At 41.1% G+C, this 15,974-nt stretch carries 22 protein-coding genes; 2 read left to right on the top strand and 20 right to left on the bottom strand.

Features of this window, described 5'->3' with window-relative positions; all coding sequences use genetic code 11:
* Window positions 1-2 precede the first annotated feature (2 nt).
* Window positions 3-842, top strand: coding sequence for a helix-turn-helix domain-containing protein (locus FQ608_RS08340; protein WP_158857386.1), 840 nt, complete (start codon window positions 3-5; stop codon window positions 840-842).
* 146 nt (window positions 843-988) lie between these two features.
* Here the strand turns inward: FQ608_RS08340 and FQ608_RS08335 are convergent, their stop codons facing one another.
* From FQ608_RS08335 to FQ608_RS08280, 12 genes are all read right to left on the bottom strand, one after another.
* On the bottom strand, window positions 989-1,144 hold the full coding sequence (locus FQ608_RS08335; RefSeq protein ID WP_199856340.1) for a hypothetical protein: 156 nt from the start codon (window positions 1,142-1,144) through the stop codon (window positions 989-991).
* A 115-nt stretch (window positions 1,145-1,259) separates the two neighbouring features.
* Window positions 1,260-1,847, bottom strand: coding sequence for a DJ-1/PfpI family protein (locus FQ608_RS08330; protein ID WP_158857385.1), 588 nt, complete (start codon window positions 1,845-1,847; stop codon window positions 1,260-1,262).
* Between the two features lie 545 nt (window positions 1,848-2,392).
* Window positions 2,393-3,553: a serine hydrolase domain-containing protein gene (locus tag FQ608_RS08325; protein WP_158857383.1), complete on the bottom strand. Its 1,161-nt coding sequence runs from the start codon at window positions 3,551-3,553 to the stop codon at window positions 2,393-2,395.
* A gap of 32 nt (window positions 3,554-3,585) precedes the next feature.
* Entirely contained in the window at window positions 3,586-4,248 is a 663-nt protein-coding gene (locus FQ608_RS08320; protein WP_158857381.1) for a hypothetical protein, read from the bottom strand.
* 471 nt (window positions 4,249-4,719) lie between these two features.
* Entirely contained in the window at window positions 4,720-4,881 is a 162-nt protein-coding gene (locus tag FQ608_RS28005; protein ID WP_199856339.1) for an antitoxin Xre/MbcA/ParS toxin-binding domain-containing protein, read from the bottom strand.
* A gap of 224 nt (window positions 4,882-5,105) precedes the next feature.
* A complete protein-coding gene (locus FQ608_RS08310) occupies window positions 5,106-5,600 on the bottom strand; it encodes a MepB family protein (RefSeq protein WP_158857379.1) in 495 nt (164 codons plus the stop codon).
* 169 nt (window positions 5,601-5,769) lie between these two features.
* On the bottom strand, window positions 5,770-6,219 hold the full coding sequence (gene arr, locus FQ608_RS08305; protein WP_158857377.1) for an NAD(+)--rifampin ADP-ribosyltransferase: 450 nt from the start codon (window positions 6,217-6,219) through the stop codon (window positions 5,770-5,772).
* Between the two features lie 4 nt (window positions 6,220-6,223).
* Window positions 6,224-6,370 (bottom strand): hypothetical protein, encoded by a 147-nt coding sequence (locus FQ608_RS08300; RefSeq protein ID WP_199856338.1) that lies wholly within the window; start codon window positions 6,368-6,370, stop codon window positions 6,224-6,226.
* Between the two features lie 8 nt (window positions 6,371-6,378).
* Window positions 6,379-6,609 carry a type 1 glutamine amidotransferase family protein gene (locus tag FQ608_RS08295; RefSeq protein ID WP_158857375.1) on the bottom strand — a complete coding sequence of 77 codons (231 nt, stop codon included), beginning with the start codon at window positions 6,607-6,609 and terminating at the stop codon, window positions 6,379-6,381.
* A gap of 188 nt (window positions 6,610-6,797) precedes the next feature.
* Window positions 6,798-7,853 (bottom strand): acyltransferase family protein, encoded by a 1,056-nt coding sequence (locus tag FQ608_RS08290; protein WP_158857374.1) that lies wholly within the window; start codon window positions 7,851-7,853, stop codon window positions 6,798-6,800.
* A 721-nt stretch (window positions 7,854-8,574) separates the two neighbouring features.
* A complete protein-coding gene (locus tag FQ608_RS08285; RefSeq protein ID WP_158857372.1) occupies window positions 8,575-9,213 on the bottom strand; it encodes a group II intron maturase-specific domain-containing protein in 639 nt (212 codons plus the stop codon).
* A complete protein-coding gene (locus FQ608_RS08280; RefSeq protein WP_158857370.1) occupies window positions 9,207-9,389 on the bottom strand; it encodes a hypothetical protein in 183 nt (60 codons plus the stop codon). Before FQ608_RS08280 ends, FQ608_RS08285 begins: the two co-directional genes overlap by 7 nt.
* 20 nt (window positions 9,390-9,409) lie before the next feature.
* Between FQ608_RS08280 and FQ608_RS08275 the strand changes: the two genes are divergently transcribed.
* Entirely contained in the window at window positions 9,410-9,670 is a 261-nt protein-coding gene (locus tag FQ608_RS08275) for a hypothetical protein (protein ID WP_158857368.1), read from the top strand.
* A 138-nt stretch (window positions 9,671-9,808) separates the two neighbouring features.
* Here the strand turns inward: FQ608_RS08275 and FQ608_RS08270 are convergent, their stop codons facing one another.
* The 8 genes from FQ608_RS08270 to FQ608_RS08240 form a co-directional block, all read right to left on the bottom strand.
* Window positions 9,809-10,549 (bottom strand): KilA-N domain-containing protein, encoded by a 741-nt coding sequence (locus tag FQ608_RS08270; protein ID WP_234364134.1) that lies wholly within the window; start codon window positions 10,547-10,549, stop codon window positions 9,809-9,811.
* A 328-nt stretch (window positions 10,550-10,877) separates the two neighbouring features.
* Window positions 10,878-11,168 (bottom strand): helix-turn-helix domain-containing protein, encoded by a 291-nt coding sequence (locus tag FQ608_RS08265; protein ID WP_158857366.1) that lies wholly within the window; start codon window positions 11,166-11,168, stop codon window positions 10,878-10,880.
* Window positions 11,165-11,533 carry a type II toxin-antitoxin system RelE/ParE family toxin gene (locus tag FQ608_RS08260; protein ID WP_158857364.1) on the bottom strand — a complete coding sequence of 123 codons (369 nt, stop codon included), beginning with the start codon at window positions 11,531-11,533 and terminating at the stop codon, window positions 11,165-11,167. Before FQ608_RS08260 ends, FQ608_RS08265 begins: the two co-directional genes overlap by 4 nt.
* Before the next feature lie 218 nt (window positions 11,534-11,751).
* Window positions 11,752-12,609, bottom strand: a complete 858-nt coding sequence (locus FQ608_RS08255; protein ID WP_158857362.1) for a hypothetical protein — start codon at window positions 12,607-12,609, stop codon at window positions 11,752-11,754.
* Between the two features lie 44 nt (window positions 12,610-12,653).
* Window positions 12,654-12,788, bottom strand: coding sequence for a hypothetical protein (locus tag FQ608_RS27760; RefSeq protein ID WP_262885484.1), 135 nt, complete (start codon window positions 12,786-12,788; stop codon window positions 12,654-12,656).
* The gene (locus FQ608_RS08250) at window positions 12,776-13,492 is read right to left on the bottom strand and encodes a hypothetical protein (protein ID WP_158857361.1); all 717 of its coding nucleotides are present in this window, start codon (window positions 13,490-13,492) and stop codon (window positions 12,776-12,778) included. The genes FQ608_RS27760 and FQ608_RS08250 overlap by 13 nt, the downstream gene beginning before the upstream one ends.
* A 309-nt stretch (window positions 13,493-13,801) precedes the next feature.
* Window positions 13,802-14,974: an IS91 family transposase gene (locus FQ608_RS08245; RefSeq protein ID WP_158857826.1), complete on the bottom strand. Its 1,173-nt coding sequence runs from the start codon at window positions 14,972-14,974 to the stop codon at window positions 13,802-13,804.
* Window positions 14,974-15,783 carry a tyrosine-type recombinase/integrase gene (locus FQ608_RS08240; protein ID WP_158857360.1) on the bottom strand — a complete coding sequence of 270 codons (810 nt, stop codon included), beginning with the start codon at window positions 15,781-15,783 and terminating at the stop codon, window positions 14,974-14,976. The genes FQ608_RS08245 and FQ608_RS08240 overlap by 1 nt, the downstream gene beginning before the upstream one ends.
* Between the last annotated feature and the right edge of the window lie 191 nt (window positions 15,784-15,974).

Here is a 15,974-nt window from a genome sequence, read left to right as displayed (position 1 = left end):
AAATGATTCTCCGCGACTTTCTACCAAGTCCAGCCTTGCGTGAATACGTCAGGAAGCACCAGATTATTAAGTTTGATTTCGGGCCAGGAGTGATTTTGCCCTATAAGGTGTACTCTCCCAGGCCTGAAACCTGTCTCGTGTTTAACCTCAGGGATCCACAGACCGTCAGGTATCCACAAAACGCCGGCATATTAACACATCCCAAATGCACCATAATCGGTCAGCACACAGTGGTAACAAACAAGTATATTGGAAGGGAATTTTTCACATTGCAGATCGTATTGCAACCCAGTAGTTTGTTTCGGCTTACCGGAATTCCCTGTTACGAATTGGCCAATACATTTATGGATGCAGAGTCTATCTGGGGTAAACAGATTCGAGAGGCTTTCGAACAGATGTGCAATTTGGAAGAAACTGAAGAGATCATAAAAATTGCTGAGTCATTTATCCTTAAAGCGATAAATCAATCCAACCAACAACTACACAGGATAGATCAGGTAAGTTCGCTGATCCTTTATCAAAACCAGCCGTTAACCATGGACAAATTAGCCGATCATGCGTGTTTAAGCTCCCGGCAGTTTTACCGAAAATTCAGTGAAAGGGTTGGGATAGGGCCTAAGGTTTTTGATAAGGTGGTTCGGTTTCAAAAGGCATTTTTTATGAAAAATGCCAACCCGGATTTGGATTGGCTGAGCATTGCCATTGCCTGTGGTTATTATGATTACCAGCATCTTTCCAAGGATTATAAATTTTTTACCACAATGACTCCATCTGGTTTTTACGAAGTGGATACAAGAGCACCTGAAAGGACTTTTGGGGTGGTTGAAGTCTCAGAAACATAAAAAAAGTTAGCAACCAAATCATCCCCTTCTCGGGGATATTTTGGTTGCTAACTTCTTCACATCTACAACATCCGCTTGAAATTGCCAGCAAGTCATAACTCTTGCCGACTACGCATCTAGCGGCTTTGTCGTAAAACATTTGTGAATTAATTTTCCATCATCTGATAGGTTATCCGTCCATATAGTGCGGTGTCACCTTTGCTTATCCGCACGCCAACATAGTTGAAAATCTCATCATCAACTTTAATCCAATTAATTTCTCCTTTTGGTCCTGCTACAAAACCGTCAAGTGATATGTGCATAAATGAAATTATTTTTCTCATTCTGTCTTTGTTGAAATAGGGTGCACTTTAGCAAGTAAAAATGAACAAAAAAGCCTAAAAATGATAGGGCAAATAGTTGAAAAAAAGGTTAGTTCTAGGGAAATCTCATGTATTTTTTAACCACGTCGACATTTTCTTTATCAGTCAACATCTCAAGTAGAATAAATGCAACATCCACCGCAGTTGAAGGGCCTATTGATGTAATAATGTTGTCGTCAATTACAATATTTTCGTCCTTAACTATTGCCCCAAAATCAGCAAGTTGTTTTCTCCTCACGCCATCTAACAAATCATATGTAGTCGCTTTTCTCCCCTTTAATACACCGGATTTACCAAGCGGTAGGGCAGATACACATACCGCGGCAATTATTTTTCCTTCTTTATCAAATTCTCGAATTAGGTTTAATAGTCTTTCATCATAGGCATCTTCATAGAAGCCGGCTTTTTCAAATCCGCCAGCCATAGCCAATGCGTCATAATCCTTAACTTTAACTCTTTCAAACTCCAACTCAGGTCGAACCGTAAAATTCCAAGTACATTTTATCTCAGGCCTAAGCCCTGTCGTAATCAAATCTATTGGTTCTTTTCCATATATTCTACTCCAGCCGATGATGTCAGTAAAAACACTAGCCTCATATTCTTCAAATCCCTGTGCGAGAAATAACAGTACTCTTTTATTCATTAGGTTTTTCTTTTAGAGATAATTTCAAACTGTAGGTTTTACAATAAATGTCAGCGAATATATTCCGTTATGATCTCCCCATCAGAATCAATTGCCACAGCTGCTAAAGAATCCAGGTTGAGTTCCAGTGTATTTACTATTGGGTGGAACAACTCCTGGACACCTATAATAGAGGTGTAAGGATACTGGTCTGCTTTTGAAATTACTTTTGCCAGGTACTATGCGTCGTTAGTTTTGTAAGTCCTTGATGGTAGTACCAGTTGCTAATTTTTAGGTAATCGTATTCAAATCGGTTTGAGAGATCTACTTCTGTCCGACCTTTTGGCAAATACCGAGTTCTTTCCTAGTTCAATTCATAATCACCACTAGGCCGATTTAAACTAAATTGGTTGAGTTTAAAGAGTGTTCGGCCCCTGTTTTTATCCACTTAACGTTCCAGTAAATGAACCCGCTATCTAAGTTCATATTCGGCATTTTGGTTATGTCAAATCTATTTAGCTGTCTGGCTATTCTAACTAACCGATACACTAGAATTTATAAGGTTTTCAATTCCCCATGATGGCATCCACAATGGCTGTCCTGAACTCATAAAATACGGGCCGGAGACTGCTGTTGGCATCCGTTCCGTAATTGATCAGGTACGTCATGGTATAGTCTTGATTGGGGAACCAGAACATATCGGCGGTGTAGCCCAGGTCTCTCCCGCGGTGGCCGTATGCAAACTGGTCGGCTGGACGTTCTAGGAAATCTTTAAAAATCCCCAGACCATTGGCCCTATTCGCCCCCGCTTCCTCTTCCGTGAAGGTGAGCATCTGAGCCAGACTTGCCTCTGATAGTAGCGTACGCTCTTTTACGAGGGCTTCTATGAAAGTTTGCAGGTCAAATATGTTGGAGTACAATCCACCGTATCCGTTTCCGCTGCCGGTATTGTAGTTCGTGACGTTCAATATGGTGCCGTTGTTGTACAAATCGAAGTAACCTTGTGCTACGCTGGGCAGGTTATCGTGCCAATAGTAAGAGGTGTTTTCCAGATTTAAGGGTCGAATGACGCGATCTCTCAGCAAGGATGCGTGATTTTTGCCGGTAGCTTTGTTTATGACCATCGCTAGCAGCAAGAAGTTTGTGTTAGAATAAGACACACCTTGACCGGGAGCAAAAATTGGAGACTCTCCATACACATACGGGATGAGTTCTTCAGGCTCCCATTTCCGTGCCGGGTTGTTCAATACACCGAGGTAAAAGTTGTCATTGTCAATCAGATCGGGGATGCCAGTTGTGTGGTTCATAAGTTGACGTACCGTACACCCACGTGCATTTGTAACTTCGTTTATCACCTGCTGTGGGAGCCACTTCTCAAGGGGATCATCAAGGTTGAAGGCCCCTTCTTCCGCGAGCATCATGGTGAGTACGGCAACAAATGTTTTTGTGATGCTGGCTGCCTTGGAGACTGTACAGGTATTCATGTCTAAGTTTTCCAAAATATCTGCCTTTCCCGAAGATCCCCACCAAGGACCTGCGTCGTCGCGGATGAGTATGGAGATACCAGGGAGCCCCTTTGCCGCGTACTCGTTCAAAATGCTCTGATAAATCGTGGCTTTGGGATGAGCTGGAGGCGCTGTTGATGAACAGGATTCAGTTGGGCCTATATCAATACTTTGACAGGAAAGCAAGAACAGAACAGCGAGTGTGACCGATGCCTTTTTCATGGAGTTTAAATTTCTAGGTGAATAAAAAAGACTTAATTGTTTGCCGCTTTATGTTTCTTAAAAACAGAAAGTGGAATGGCCCCTCCGACATGCACTACATTTACTGGCAGTAAGGGCACATACTCATTGATAAAAGGAGTTTGCACATAAAACTGATAATCCAGCTGCAGTCTCCATGGGTGGGCTGCCTTGCGAAAAGTGTATCCCACCCCGAGTGCGCCGCCGGCCATAAACTGCGGTCGCCCAAACTTGGATACCTGCCTGTACGTTCCTTCGGGATTTAGCTTGAATATGGGTACATCCGTAAAGGAGTGTAGATAGCCGAGCCCAATACGAAGTTCGGCAGACAGACCCCGCCAAACGGAACGTCTGTACCCCCCTTCGGAATAAAGTTGGACGGCCGTTTGCGAATACTGATGATACAGCATGCCCAGTTTCGCAGTTTGAAACCACCTGTTGACGGTACTACGGTTATGGGCAAATTCGATCCCCGCAGATACTCCAGGATGTATCGGCAGGGTAATGAAATTGCCGGGAAGTTGCGTCCCAGAATTGAACACAGAGAGCAAAAGATGTCTGTCTTTCGGTGATGCCTCCTGCGCTATAGCCTCTATGCCGGAAAGTATCATCAGGATTATTAGACATAACTTTAGTGCAAATCCATTTTGACACATGGGGTTGGGTTTTGTTTTCATCTCCACTATTTTTCTTTAAATTAATAGACTGGATTTACCGCGGCTAATTATGATATTTTTTTGGAGCGACTTTCTGACCCGCGAAAAATAAGAATGTCATATTTAGTCAATTTCTAGCCATTTATTAGTAAGACTTAAGTTACCGTTTTTTTTTCGAAATTCGATTTATTAAAATGAGTTTTATTTTACTCTCCACGATGAGGTCAAAAAAGCTGCGCGTTTTAGCGGGTAGCGTTCTTAATACTTGGTCTAAGTGTGGATTTATATTATTTTTCCATATATTCCGAAAGGATTTAGTAGGTCAATTACCTTGCCTTTTCTCTACAAATGGGGTTGTTAGTTCGTTCATGAGTTTGAAGTGGAGGATGCATGTGTTTAGACTATTCCACCTATATCCTTTGGTCATAGAAGCACCAATTCCTGTGAGCGTCGTGTTTAAATATTTCTCCCGTTCCACCCTAAAAACTCCCATTACGAAAAATTGCCAAATTCTATTCTATTCACAGCGAATCTAACTTCATCTATTCCGGTTGTTGTATCCAACAGGCTATCAGGGGAGTTTCCACCCAATGATAGATTTGGTTTTACTAGCCATCTTTGGAACTTATTCTCTTCGTCATTAAATACTTTCATGCCGAAGTCAATAAGCTCAATAATTATGACAACCAATTCACTATTTCTACTATCTAACAGCGCATGCTCACTCTTTTTTTGTTATAGGTAGTTTGTGGCATTGATACAAGTGACAATATATCGTACGGTTAAATTCAATATCAGGAACATATCCTACCCGTAGCGTTTACGTGCCGTCAGGATAGCATTATTTGCCAACCTCCAAATTGAGGAGACCTCCCGCATCATTGCTTCGTATATAATTCCACAATTTTATTAAAATCCATTTCGTCATTTATTTCAAAGAAATAATCCAGCTGCCATTTTTGGGTTTTTTCAGCTTGTTTACTTGTCGTCGCATCCCAACTCGGGTAAACTCGGAATGCTCGTTTTCCTTCTATAATTGCAGTAGAAATTATTCCCTTTTTTATCATCACAGATTTTGGAAAAACGAATTGGCCTACTTTGTTTTCAGCCCGTACGTTTACCACATAAAAATCAAATTGGTCTGTTTCACAGAATGGTTCAATTGGCCCGGTTCCCTGTCGTTTCCAAAACGTCACGAATTGTCCAGCTTTTTTGGATGTAATTTTCGAATTTCTGCTAATAATTCTTCGTCCGTTTAATTTAAATCGGCAAGCATCATATTCCTTGCTTTCCATTTCGATTCGGAAGTCCGAAATTTCAAGGGCACATTTATCGTATATTTCTGTTTTGATCAATGTCAGCTTATTATCCATTGACTTTGCTCAGGTTTGATTGTTGCTGACGAAATTAACATGGTTCGCCGCTGCTGGATTTGATGTTTCCGGCGAAGATTCTAATTACAATTACATTATTTTTCAAAAGTTTCACCTTTATTATAGTATAGTTTTCAGCATTGCTTTTTCAGTATAGCCATCATTTAACTTATTCATTTAAGGAGTTTATACCTTGATTTTTCAGCTTTTCCAACGCGGCTTTCATTGCATCAACCTGCTCGGTTGGGTGTCCTTGCCAAAAAGTTACTTCACCCACAACTCTAAACGGTTCGCTCGAACGGTAAGATTTTGACGGATTACCGGGAAATCTATTATCGATCAAATCAGGATCGTCTTCGATTCGGCCGGTAGGCTCTACTAGGTAAATTCTTTCCCGTCCCCCACCAACGGCAAGTTCCGCTCCCCAAATAGCGGCGTCCAGTGTGGCAGTCAAGAAAATGAATTTTGCATTATTCCTTTGTCCAAAGTTTGAATTGAAACCAACTTCAATTAGGTCACCGACCTTTAAGTCAACCTTTGTCCCGTGGAAGTAAGTCTGTGCAAAAGGGGTAGCACTCTTGTTTGTGTTTTCTTCTGTATTAGTTTCTTTACCTTTCATTTTTTCAGATCTGATAAGTTACCCGCCCATATAATGCAGTGTCGCCTTTGCTTATCCGCTTCACGACATGATTAAAAATTTCCTCATCAACTTTAATCCAGTCCATCTCTCCATTTGGTCCTGCGATAATTCCGTCAAGTGATATGTGCATGAATGAAATTATTTTTCTAATATGGTTTTGTTTTTTTGGTGACAGATAACATTTTCAAATTGCAACTCTGGTCGAACAGTAAAATTCCACGTGCATTTTATCTCCGTTCTAAGTTCTGTCGTTATCAAATCCACCGGTTCCTTTCCATACGCTCTGCTCCACCCGATGATGTCAGTAAAAACACTTGCCTCATATTCTTCAAATCCCTGTGCAAGAAATAATAGGATTCGTTTATTCATTAAATTTTCCTTTTATAGATAATTCCAACGGAATAAATACCGATAAGTTACGTTCCCGAAATCATTGATTCTACAAACCATGTTGTTTGAACACGCTACAACTTCAATGTTTTCCACGTTTCTAGCCATTCATTATACTGAAAAATCCAGGCTAGAACTTTAAGTGGCAAACATTAATCTACATATATTCATGTTTTTCCAAATAGAAGTAATTCCGCATATTTATTATTTAGAATTTTAATTACCATAAAACAAATAATGAGTATCACTAAGGATATTAAAGGAGTCACTAATAGGCTGTATATCCAAATATTCATATTCGGAAAATCAATTAATTTATCCCCCCAATACTCTATAATTAGCCTTTGTAGCAGATATATGGCTAATGTATTTATTCCAATTTTTGACAACCAACTAAAGAATCTACTGTCCGAATACAATATTTCAAATGATGCGAAGAAAAATGTACTACCGAAAAGTCCTATAAATAAACGGAAAATAGAAATGTTTATGTTGGTAAAATTAAAAGTTAATTCTTCGAAATTTATTAAATTCGGAAAATTTGTAACATACATTGTATAATTTCCGTTCCAAAATAATAGGCAAATGGAGAAAGCTACTGCTGAAATTATAAATATTTTTTTTATGTGTTTTAAAAATAAAGGGTAGTAATCTTTTAAAAAAAATCCTGCCCAAAATACTGGTAAAAATACTCTTTGTAATTCGGCTAAAAAGGGAGATATTAAAACCAAAGAAATACTTAAAACACATGCTAACCATGCATTCTTAAATAGTTTCAATGAAACATAGGCGATTAAATAACTGATAAACAATTCTCTTAAAAACCAAACCCCCCACGTGCTTGCTAGTATATGTTTTAGCACGTCCAGCCAATTATTGAAAAAATATTCACGTCCTTCTATAGTATCAATTATAGTTCCTTGTATGAAAAATATTATAGCCCATACAAAACAAGGCAATAATAATTGTAGACCTTTTTTAACCAAATAGTCCTTTATGTTCAGTTTCAATGATGAACGAAAGAAAAATCCGCTGATCATAAAAAACAAAGGCATATGAAACGAGTAGATAAATTCAAATACTGGATTTTTAAAAACATCATATCCGCTTTTTAGATATTGCAATGAGTGACCCCATAGTACTAAAAATATTGCAAATCCCTTTAACGCATCTATATATTCAATCCTTTTTTTCTCTCCTGTTTCAATTTTTGATAATGACATTTAGAAGTTCTATTTTAATATTAGCTTACGTTACTTAGTCATGCTTACTTACAAGAGTTCTGGTATAGCTACAGGTTAAATTTACATCTTACAATTGCCTTCAAGAAAGTCCTGAGGTGGCGAACCTAGGTAAAGGGAATTTGAAACTTTCAGATCTTCTGAAAGAAACTCAATCCATAAGGTTGGAACGAGATACCCACAAATCACCAATGGATTCAGGGTTATTTTCAAATGAACCTGTTTGACTGCGGATTGACGGATTGCTCCAAAGCGATAGATTGCCAATACTTTTTAACTTAGGCGTACCATGAAGGGCGCCTACCTCCTCCAAGTTCTGCCGCTAAAATAAGGGAATTTATCAGACGAAATTGTATTTTCATTGCATTAAATTAATGTGACCGCTTTTTTACTTTAGGAGCAGTTTAGCATGTAAAGCAACTTGTGAAATGGAATCATTTATTGTCTCTTTTCCCGGATAATTCTTATCGGTACCATTTTGCCCGCAAAAACTTTGATAATCCAGGGAACTGGGGCCGAGCTTTAAGAAGCCTTCCGGTGGAAAGTTTTAGTGAGGAGCCGGGATGCGGGAGTGCAGGGACGCGTATGGTCGAGTAGGTCAGGGGGATTACTCCCCCTTTCCCCTCCAAGAACCGTACCTGAGAGTTTCCCCTCATACGGCTCAAGCACTCTTAAAACTGCATTGGCAGTCCGGTCATCAAATCTAGCTGGCCTTCATTGAGGTATTTTGGTAGACTCTCCTCCTTGCAGTCCTTTCCTTAAAGTAACCATCCCATTCTCTGTCATAAGGGTTTGAGTTGTTCCTTATTTTGACGTGCCGCCTTATCTTGGAGGCTTCGAAGAGTGGAAGTTCGAAGGTCTTTCCCTTTTCCCCGGCGGCGAACACCCAATTTCTGTTGCCTTTGGTCCTAAAGTATTTTGCCCTGACCCATCGGCTTCCTTTCTTGGGGTGTCTGCGCTTGGCCCATTTCCACAGCAACCTGAACACCTTGTGGTCCAGCAGCGCAAAGGTTCCTGAGGCGGCTGAATGGCGGAAGTAGTTTGCCCACCCCCTGATCTTTGGGGAGATCATGCGGATGAGGTCTGCCTGCGTCACGGATTTGTGGCTGGCTGCCGCACCGCCGATACTTTCCATGATTGACTTCACTGAGTCCTTCATGAGTTTGGTGAGGCATTTGTCACCGTATTTGCGGATGTTGAAGCCCAGAAAGTCGAAGCCCTTTCGTATATGGGTAATCTTGGTTTTCTCCCGGGAGAGCTCAAGCCCCCTCTCGGAGAGAAGCCCGCTGATTAGCGGTTTTATCTCATTTTCGAGATACCCACTGTCGCCGCAGGTCACCACATAGTCGTCCGCATAGCGGATGAAGTTAACTTTGTCGGGGCTTCTTCCCCCTTTTGTACGGCATGGATGTTTATTTCCTTTTCCATTCCGTCTAGTACCATGTCGGCGATTGTTGGCGAGATTATACCACCCTGCGGTGTCCCGCTTTCTGTTGGAAACCATTGTTTGTTGTCCATGTAGCCCGTCTTGAGCCATTGTGCCAGAAACCGCAGAGCCTGCCAACTATACCCCTTACCGTTTTGGTCACAGCGAGTCAAGGTCTTTCGCTGTCTACACGTCACGACATTTTAATGGCAGTTCACATATGTTGACCATACCCATGACTCCCCCGCACCTGACGTTGGTGCGCAACAGGTATTCTTCACAGAATCCCTTTACGGGCTATATTGTCAGGATAGCTTCGCACAATTCCGTTACCAGAAATGCACGTATCCTATTGATGGAACACAAGGTTTAATCGTTCATGGAACGTTAAACAGTTATCAAAGCGACTTCTTGTCGCACCTTGGTGGTCCCGATACTGGGGATAAATAGTGAGAGCCTCCACCTGAGCCAAATGGCCTAGGTCGGGCTACTCAATTAGCGTTTTTGTTGTTTATTTCTTTCTTCCTGCATCCAAATATGTTGTCTTTGAAAGCTTTTTTAATGACTTTATAAAATCCTTATCATCAAGAGTTGTCAATTGTGACTTTGCTATTTTACTTTGCTGAATAAATCTATCTTCCTTTTTCTCTTTTCTCTCAATCAAAATAGCATTGACATTTTCTAAGTTAGATAGCACTACCAATTCATTGATACTGGCAAAATCCCTAATATTTAAACTTTTTTCAGCATGTTCTTTATTGGCTTCTCTCCAGTCTTTAGCGGTACAGCCAAAAAGAGCTACATTTAACAAGTCAGTTTCTTCAGCATAAATCAACCATTCCTTATCTTTCAAGTAGTTTTTTTCTGGTATAATGTGGTTTTTAATGGCTTCGGTATGAATAGTATAGTTGGTCTTTGTTAATATTCTTTTGACATTCCATTCAAGATTGTATTGATTTGTCTCAATCTCTTTTAACCGTTGAAATTCCTTGATTAGCAAAAGTTTGAACATTGGACTTATCCATGAGCCAAACTCAAAAGCTATGTCTTTGTGGGCATAAGTAACTCCATATCTGCCAGATTTTGAAAAAATCCCTATTGCGCTTGTTGCTTCAATCCACTTTCTCGGTGTCAGGTAAAAACTGTTAAGTCCTGCTTGTTTTCTAAAGGTGTCGAATTCGACAGGTTTAAAATCCGGGTTATGAAGGGTTTCCCAAAGTCCGATAAACTCAACCGTATTTCTGTTCCGCATCCAGTTTCTAATATGGTCTTCACCTTCTTCACCCCTTACATATCAGTTAGGCAGATATAATCTTCACTATTTTGCTCAATAATGGAAATTGATTTTTTATCTACTTCAATTTTAGAGGTCTTTGCCATAACAAATCTTTTTTCTAAAAATAACGATATTTTTGATGGATGGACTTTTCCACAATTAACGTGATTCAGCTTGGAGAAGGCGGGCATTCGGAACCGTACTCTTCATGCCTACTCCTAACTCCTTAAAGGTACTGATTTTCATATTTACTCGAAACCGCCCGATGTATCCAAGGTGATGTTATAGCGCGTATTTTTTATTTTTACAATTCGATGGAAATTTTGACTTTTCCTCCCAATCCTTTTTCTACTATGTCGAAGAGCGTTTTTAATGTCAGGTTGCTTCCGTTATTTTCGACTCTTGAAATGTAGGTTCTTTTCTTGTCTACTAATTCCGCCAGTTGCTCTTGGGTCAAATTCTTGTCCTCCCTGGCTTTCTTTAATAATACACCGATCTTAAATGATTCAAAATCCCTTTCAAGTTCGTCTCTTCGCGATGTGCCTTTTATTCCATACACATCATCTTTGATGTTTTTCCAGCTTTTTGTATTCATGGCTTCGTTCTTTTCTTTTTTTCTGATTCTTTTTCGGCAAAGTATTGGTCCATCAACTTACTCGCCTTTTCAATTTCCTTTGGTGGTGTTTTTTGTGATTTTTTTTGAAAGCCATTTAATAAAATAACAAGCTGGCCTTCGTCAAAAAAACAAAACACTCTCCAGATGTTTGATCCCAACTGAATACGGGCTTCAAACAGACCTTTTTTGGTCTTGATAGGTTGCAGGTAGGTTTTAGGTACTCTTTCCAGGGTTTCAATAGCCTCAATAACCTTGTAAATTTTGTTTTGAACTTTTTCGGTTTGTTTTCTCAGAAAGTTCTCAAAATGGTCTTGGTAGGCTATGACTTCCCTTACTTTATCCATAGATGTAAATGTAACTTAAAGGTTACTGTTTTCAAAATTCCAGAAAATTGTATTTTTGCGAATAGTCGTTCTCAATATGCGCTATAACGGGATTCAGCTTGGAGACGGCGGGCATTCGGAACCGTTCCCTTCCTGCCTACTCCTAACTTCTTAAAGATACTAAACTTTCTATTTACTCGGTTCCGCCCGCTGGATCCAAGGTGATGTTATGCAGCGTTTTATTTTCGGAATTTCCACCATTTCTTCTTTTTTGTAAGTTCAGTTAATGGGAACGATTTTGTCTCTCCATTGATTTTTTCATATTCAAGTTGAGCTGTCATTGGCTCAATAATATGTTGCCATCCACCTGAAAAACTTGCTCTAATTTCACTCCCGTTAGGTGTGTAGTTGTTGTTGACTTGAATTTTTCCAATTGTCTCAAAAAGCTCAGAGTATTCCTTTTTAAATCTGTCGGGTAAATACCAAGATACATTTGGTTGGTTTTCCCAATTTCCGAAATTCGCAACAAGAACTTTAGCATTTTCAAAATCCTTCATTGTTGGTCTTTCCGATTTATTTATTCTTGTTGTCACTACTAAATTATAACCAAATCCTGTTTGCTTGTCGGCTTCTAATACTACAGCACCCCCATAATTTCCGTTTGGTAGTTTAAAAGTCAAGCAAGTTCCTTTTTCAAAATTCGGCTCTTTCGTTCTTTTCTTTTTCCGTGCTTTTGGCTTGTCCTTTTCTGAACTGATTTTTACAAGAAACTTTTTTAATACGTCCTTTCGTTTTTTTATCTCAGTTTCATCTGCATCAAGTTCCCGCCAAACTTGTAAGTCCTTTTCAGTCTGAATAACTTCTTTAACTCGGTTGAATATCTCTTGGTCTAATGCTTTTGTTTCCCAAAGTGCCAATGCAAGGGTAAACCAAAAGTTGTTTGAGTCATCAGGATTTTCAATCAGTTCTTTGTTGTCACTAATAAGCTTTTTTGCAATTACATCTGGCTTTTCCCCTTCATTGTAAAGGTCAAAAAAGTCAGCGTAAATGTCGCTCGACGTGTCGTTACTATTTATTGCTGTTCCCCAAGATCCCATTGTCTGTATACTTTTTTATTAAAATGCTGCATAACGTTTTGCAGCTACCCGAAGGTGGCGATTTCGGAGGATTCACTGTCAACCAAGCAGAAACTTTGATAGAAGTTAAAAGCTTGACTCAACCACTGAACCGCCACTTTTGGGTAGGTGCTGTTATGGGCATTTTTTATGTTATCCATTGCATTAAAATGTCAAATATCTTCCAATCCCCATTCTTTCGTTCGTAGAGTACCATATATCCAGCTGCACAATCCATCTTGCAAGTACTGAACGAGAAGTAAATCAATCCTAAGTCTTCTTTCTGGTAAAATCTGGAAAAATCAAGTTCACCTCCGCTTAGAAAGTTGAGTCTTCCGTTATACATTTCTTCTCTTGAAGGGAATTCATCCGCTGATTTTAACCGATACTTTCCTTTGTAGCTCAATCCATCAAATGGTATTTTTAGCTTGTTCATTTTTCCCTTTATGAGTCTCTTTGCAAGCTGTTTGTATCTTGAATAATTAGGGTCTTTAAGCAATGTGTCAGGTTTGATTCCACACCATTTACACTTTTCACTTGACAAATAGTTGCCAGTTGCCATATATATGAATGTGCTGTCAACTTGGCGTTCCGATATTGCCATCTTGTGTTGTTCATACTTACTCTCAATTATTGTAAAAAGTGAGTCAGCTTGTTCAGGAGTTAGGTCATCTCTTAATTCAATAAAATAGGCTCTAGATTCCGGAGGGGGTGGCATTTTTGGATATATGTCTCTAGGAAACCAACTTCGTTGCTCTAGTTCAAAGAGAAGTTGACTGATAACCTTAAAATCTTCTGGCTCATCCTGAGCATGAGCCATTGAAAATATGGATATTAAGAAAAGAGTTAAAAGTTTCGATTTCATTGTTCTAATTGCCCATAACGTAAAGAGTTTTAAACGCAATCTAGCCAAAAAAAATTACTATTTGAATTGGGGTCACCTAGATTGCGGTTAAAACTTAGTTGGACGAAACCGGAGGCCTGTCTATGGGCATTTATGTTCCGTTAGGTGGGGGATTTTGAGGTTTGTGGTGCCGGTAACCCCAGTTTTGGTCTCCCTATCTGCTGACTTCCGGATGCTTTCGATACTGTAAGGGCAGTCCTTTCCCATTAACGTCCGGATGCGTTTTGGTTTGGGCCATGATTTCAAAGAACGTTGCTATGCTGGGCCACGTCAGGGCTCCTTGCCCTTCCCCTCCGCAAGACCATAGACCATCTTTCCGGTTTCGCAACAGGTACACCTGAACGGATCCTGACCTAGTATTTCCTCCAGAATCTCATAGGTCGACAATCCCTCATAAAAGGAAATGAACCTTGCCGCTTTCAGCAGCCTGAAGCAGTCATCCATTTTGGTTTTGCTGTTCGCCGACGACATGATCCCGTAATACCTTATTTTATAAAATCCGCTTGGAAGGATGTGTTGCATGAACCTGCGGGTGAATTCGGCGCCGGGAAGTTCCATAATCTTGCTTTTGCGGTCCCGGTAATCCTTCCACCTGAACTTCACCGTTCCGTCTTCAACGGCCAGTATCCGGCTGTTGCTGATGGCCACCCGGTGGGTGTACCTGCCCAGATAGCTGACCACCTGATTGGCGCCTTTGAACGTTTTTTTGATATAGACATGCCAGGATTTTGAATAAGCTTCCTTTTTTAAAAGTTCCGGGGCGGCGTACATTCCTTTCTGTTTTTCGGGTGTCCTGAGCTGGCCTGTCCGCAAGGCATGGAAGAGATTTTCCATGAATACCCCCCTGAATATGCCTGAGAGGGCTTTCACGGGCACAAAGAACTTTTTGTTGGCAGCCACCCATTCCATGCTGTCGGCATCGGGCCCCCCGGCGGGTACCAGCATATGGATATGGGGATGGTAATTGAGTGCCTGCCCCCATGTATGGAGCACCGACAGGCAGCCGCTGTCCACCCCCAGGAAAGCGGGGTTCGATGCCGCCTTCTTCACCGCAAGGGCCGAAGAGGCAAAGAGCATGCCGTAGCATTCCCGCTGGTTGAGATAGAACAGGGGCCTGAGGAATTCCGGTATGGTGAACACCACATGAAAATACCTTACGGGGAGCAGCCTGCACTTCAGTTTCTCGACCCATAAAAGCTGCTTGACATACTGGCACTTGGGGCAGTGGCGGTTACGGCAGCTGTTGTAACTTACCCTGCTTTTGCCACAGGTGTCGCAGGTAAGGGTATGGCTGCCCATTTTTGCGGTCCTGCAGTCCAGTATGTCATTGTAGGCCTTCGCCTGGTCGGCGCAAAGCCTTCCCCCGACCAGGAAGGATTCCTTTTGGGATCCCAGAATATCGGAAAGCTCCGCGCCGCCGTTCCTGATGTTGGCCGTTTCCATCACAGCTCATCCAAGGGACTTTTGATCTTCGAGGGATCGAAGTTGGTCACATGCAGGTAAACCGAGGTCGTTCTCAGGGACCCGTGCCCCAAAAGTTCCTGTATCACCCTGATGTTGGTGCCCTGTTCCAGAAGATGGGTGGCAAAGGTATGCCGGAGTGTGTGGAAAGAGGCATCCTTCTTTATCCCACTTTCCAGAAGGATCTTTTTGAACAGCTCCTGGACACTCCTTTTGCTGTATGCCTTACCTGCCGTACGCCCCTCGAAAAGATATGTTTTGGGACGGTAGTGCCTGTAATATTCCCGGAGCTTTTCCAACAGATCCTTGGACAGGAGGGTATACCGGTCCTTGTTACCCTTGCCCCCGCGGACTCTTAACTGCATCCTGTCGCCGTCGATATCGCCAAACTTAAGGCCGGTCACCTCGCCCAGCCTCAGTCCTGAGCAATAGGTGAGCGCGACAAGGCAATAATGTTTCCTGTTTATAATACCGTCGAGGATATGGGATATCTCCTCTTTTGAAAAGACAACGGGAAGGGTTTTTGGGCGTCTGGGCCGTTTGATCTTTACCGGGTCCCAATCCCTGCCGAGAACGTCCCTAAAAAGTATCTTGAAGGCACTGATAGTCTGGTTTACACTCGAGGCCGACAGGTTTTTCGTCTCGACTTTGTGGAAAAGGTACTCTTTTAGCTCGGCTATACTGATATGGTCGGGACTTTTTCCAAAATGGCTGGAAACTGACGACACATTGGAAATGTAATTCTCGATACTTCTGGGAGAGTAGTTTCTGATCTGCATCTCCTCATACATCTGCTGACGTAGGTTTTTTTTTCCATGATTGATAAAGTTTAAAGATTATACACGGAATAAAAATAATCTATATATCTGAAAATAAGATCATTAATACCTAAAAAGTGAAAAACTATCGACGTAGGAGGTTTTGTTCAACGTACGTCAGATTGGTGTCGGGCCCTTTTCGTGTCCTTCATTCGGGCCTGACA

Origin of the sequence: Lunatibacter salilacus (assembly GCF_009797935.1) — a bacterium.
GTDB classification, from domain to species: domain Bacteria; phylum Bacteroidota; class Bacteroidia; order Cytophagales; family Cyclobacteriaceae; genus Lunatibacter; species Lunatibacter salilacus.
The sequence above is the reverse complement of the archived record's forward strand: the minus strand, read 5'-3'. Positions and strand labels throughout refer to the sequence as shown.

Bases quoted from the DNA above. Each gene is read 5' to 3' on its own strand.
- FQ608_RS08260 (WP_158857364.1), bottom strand. From the start codon at position 11,533: ATGGATAAAGTAAGGGAAGTCATAGCCTACCAAGACCATTTTGAGAAC.
- FQ608_RS08295 (WP_158857375.1), bottom strand. From the start codon at position 6,609: ATGAATAAACGAATCCTATTATTTCTTGCACAGGGATTTGAAGAATAT.
- FQ608_RS08240 (WP_158857360.1), bottom strand. From the start codon at position 15,783: ATGTATGAGGAGATGCAGATCAGAAACTACTCTCCCAGAAGTATCGAG.
- FQ608_RS28005 (WP_199856339.1), bottom strand. From the start codon at position 4,881: ATGAAAGTATTTAATGACGAAGAGAATAAGTTCCAAAGATGGCTAGTA.
- FQ608_RS08310 (WP_158857379.1), bottom strand. From the start codon at position 5,600: ATGGATAATAAGCTGACATTGATCAAAACAGAAATATACGATAAATGT.
- FQ608_RS08320 (WP_158857381.1), bottom strand. From the start codon at position 4,248: ATGAAAACAAAACCCAACCCCATGTGTCAAAATGGATTTGCACTAAAG.
- FQ608_RS08325 (WP_158857383.1), bottom strand. From the start codon at position 3,553: ATGAAAAAGGCATCGGTCACACTCGCTGTTCTGTTCTTGCTTTCCTGT.
- FQ608_RS08250 (WP_158857361.1), bottom strand. From the start codon at position 13,492: ATGAAATCGAAACTTTTAACTCTTTTCTTAATATCCATATTTTCAATG.
- FQ608_RS08255 (WP_158857362.1), bottom strand. From the start codon at position 12,609: ATGGGATCTTGGGGAACAGCAATAAATAGTAACGACACGTCGAGCGAC.
- FQ608_RS08335 (WP_199856340.1), bottom strand. From the start codon at position 1,144: ATGCACATATCACTTGACGGTTTTGTAGCAGGACCAAAAGGAGAAATT.
- arr (WP_158857377.1), bottom strand. From the start codon at position 6,219: ATGAAAGGTAAAGAAACTAATACAGAAGAAAACACAAACAAGAGTGCT.
- FQ608_RS08245 (WP_158857826.1), bottom strand. From the start codon at position 14,974: ATGGAAACGGCCAACATCAGGAACGGCGGCGCGGAGCTTTCCGATATT.
- FQ608_RS08290 (WP_158857374.1), bottom strand. From the start codon at position 7,853: ATGTCATTATCAAAAATTGAAACAGGAGAGAAAAAAAGGATTGAATAT.
- FQ608_RS08270 (WP_234364134.1), bottom strand. From the start codon at position 10,549: ATGCGGAACAGAAATACGGTTGAGTTTATCGGACTTTGGGAAACCCTT.
- FQ608_RS08340 (WP_158857386.1), top strand. From the start codon at position 3: ATGATTCTCCGCGACTTTCTACCAAGTCCAGCCTTGCGTGAATACGTC.
- FQ608_RS08265 (WP_158857366.1), bottom strand. From the start codon at position 11,168: ATGAATACAAAAAGCTGGAAAAACATCAAAGATGATGTGTATGGAATA.
- FQ608_RS08330 (WP_158857385.1), bottom strand. From the start codon at position 1,847: ATGAATAAAAGAGTACTGTTATTTCTCGCACAGGGATTTGAAGAATAT.
- FQ608_RS08300 (WP_199856338.1), bottom strand. From the start codon at position 6,370: ATGCACATATCACTTGACGGAATTATCGCAGGACCAAATGGAGAGATG.
- FQ608_RS08280 (WP_158857370.1), bottom strand. From the start codon at position 9,389: ATGGACAACAAACAATGGTTTCCAACAGAAAGCGGGACACCGCAGGGT.
- FQ608_RS27760 (WP_262885484.1), bottom strand. From the start codon at position 12,788: ATGGATAACATAAAAAATGCCCATAACAGCACCTACCCAAAAGTGGCG.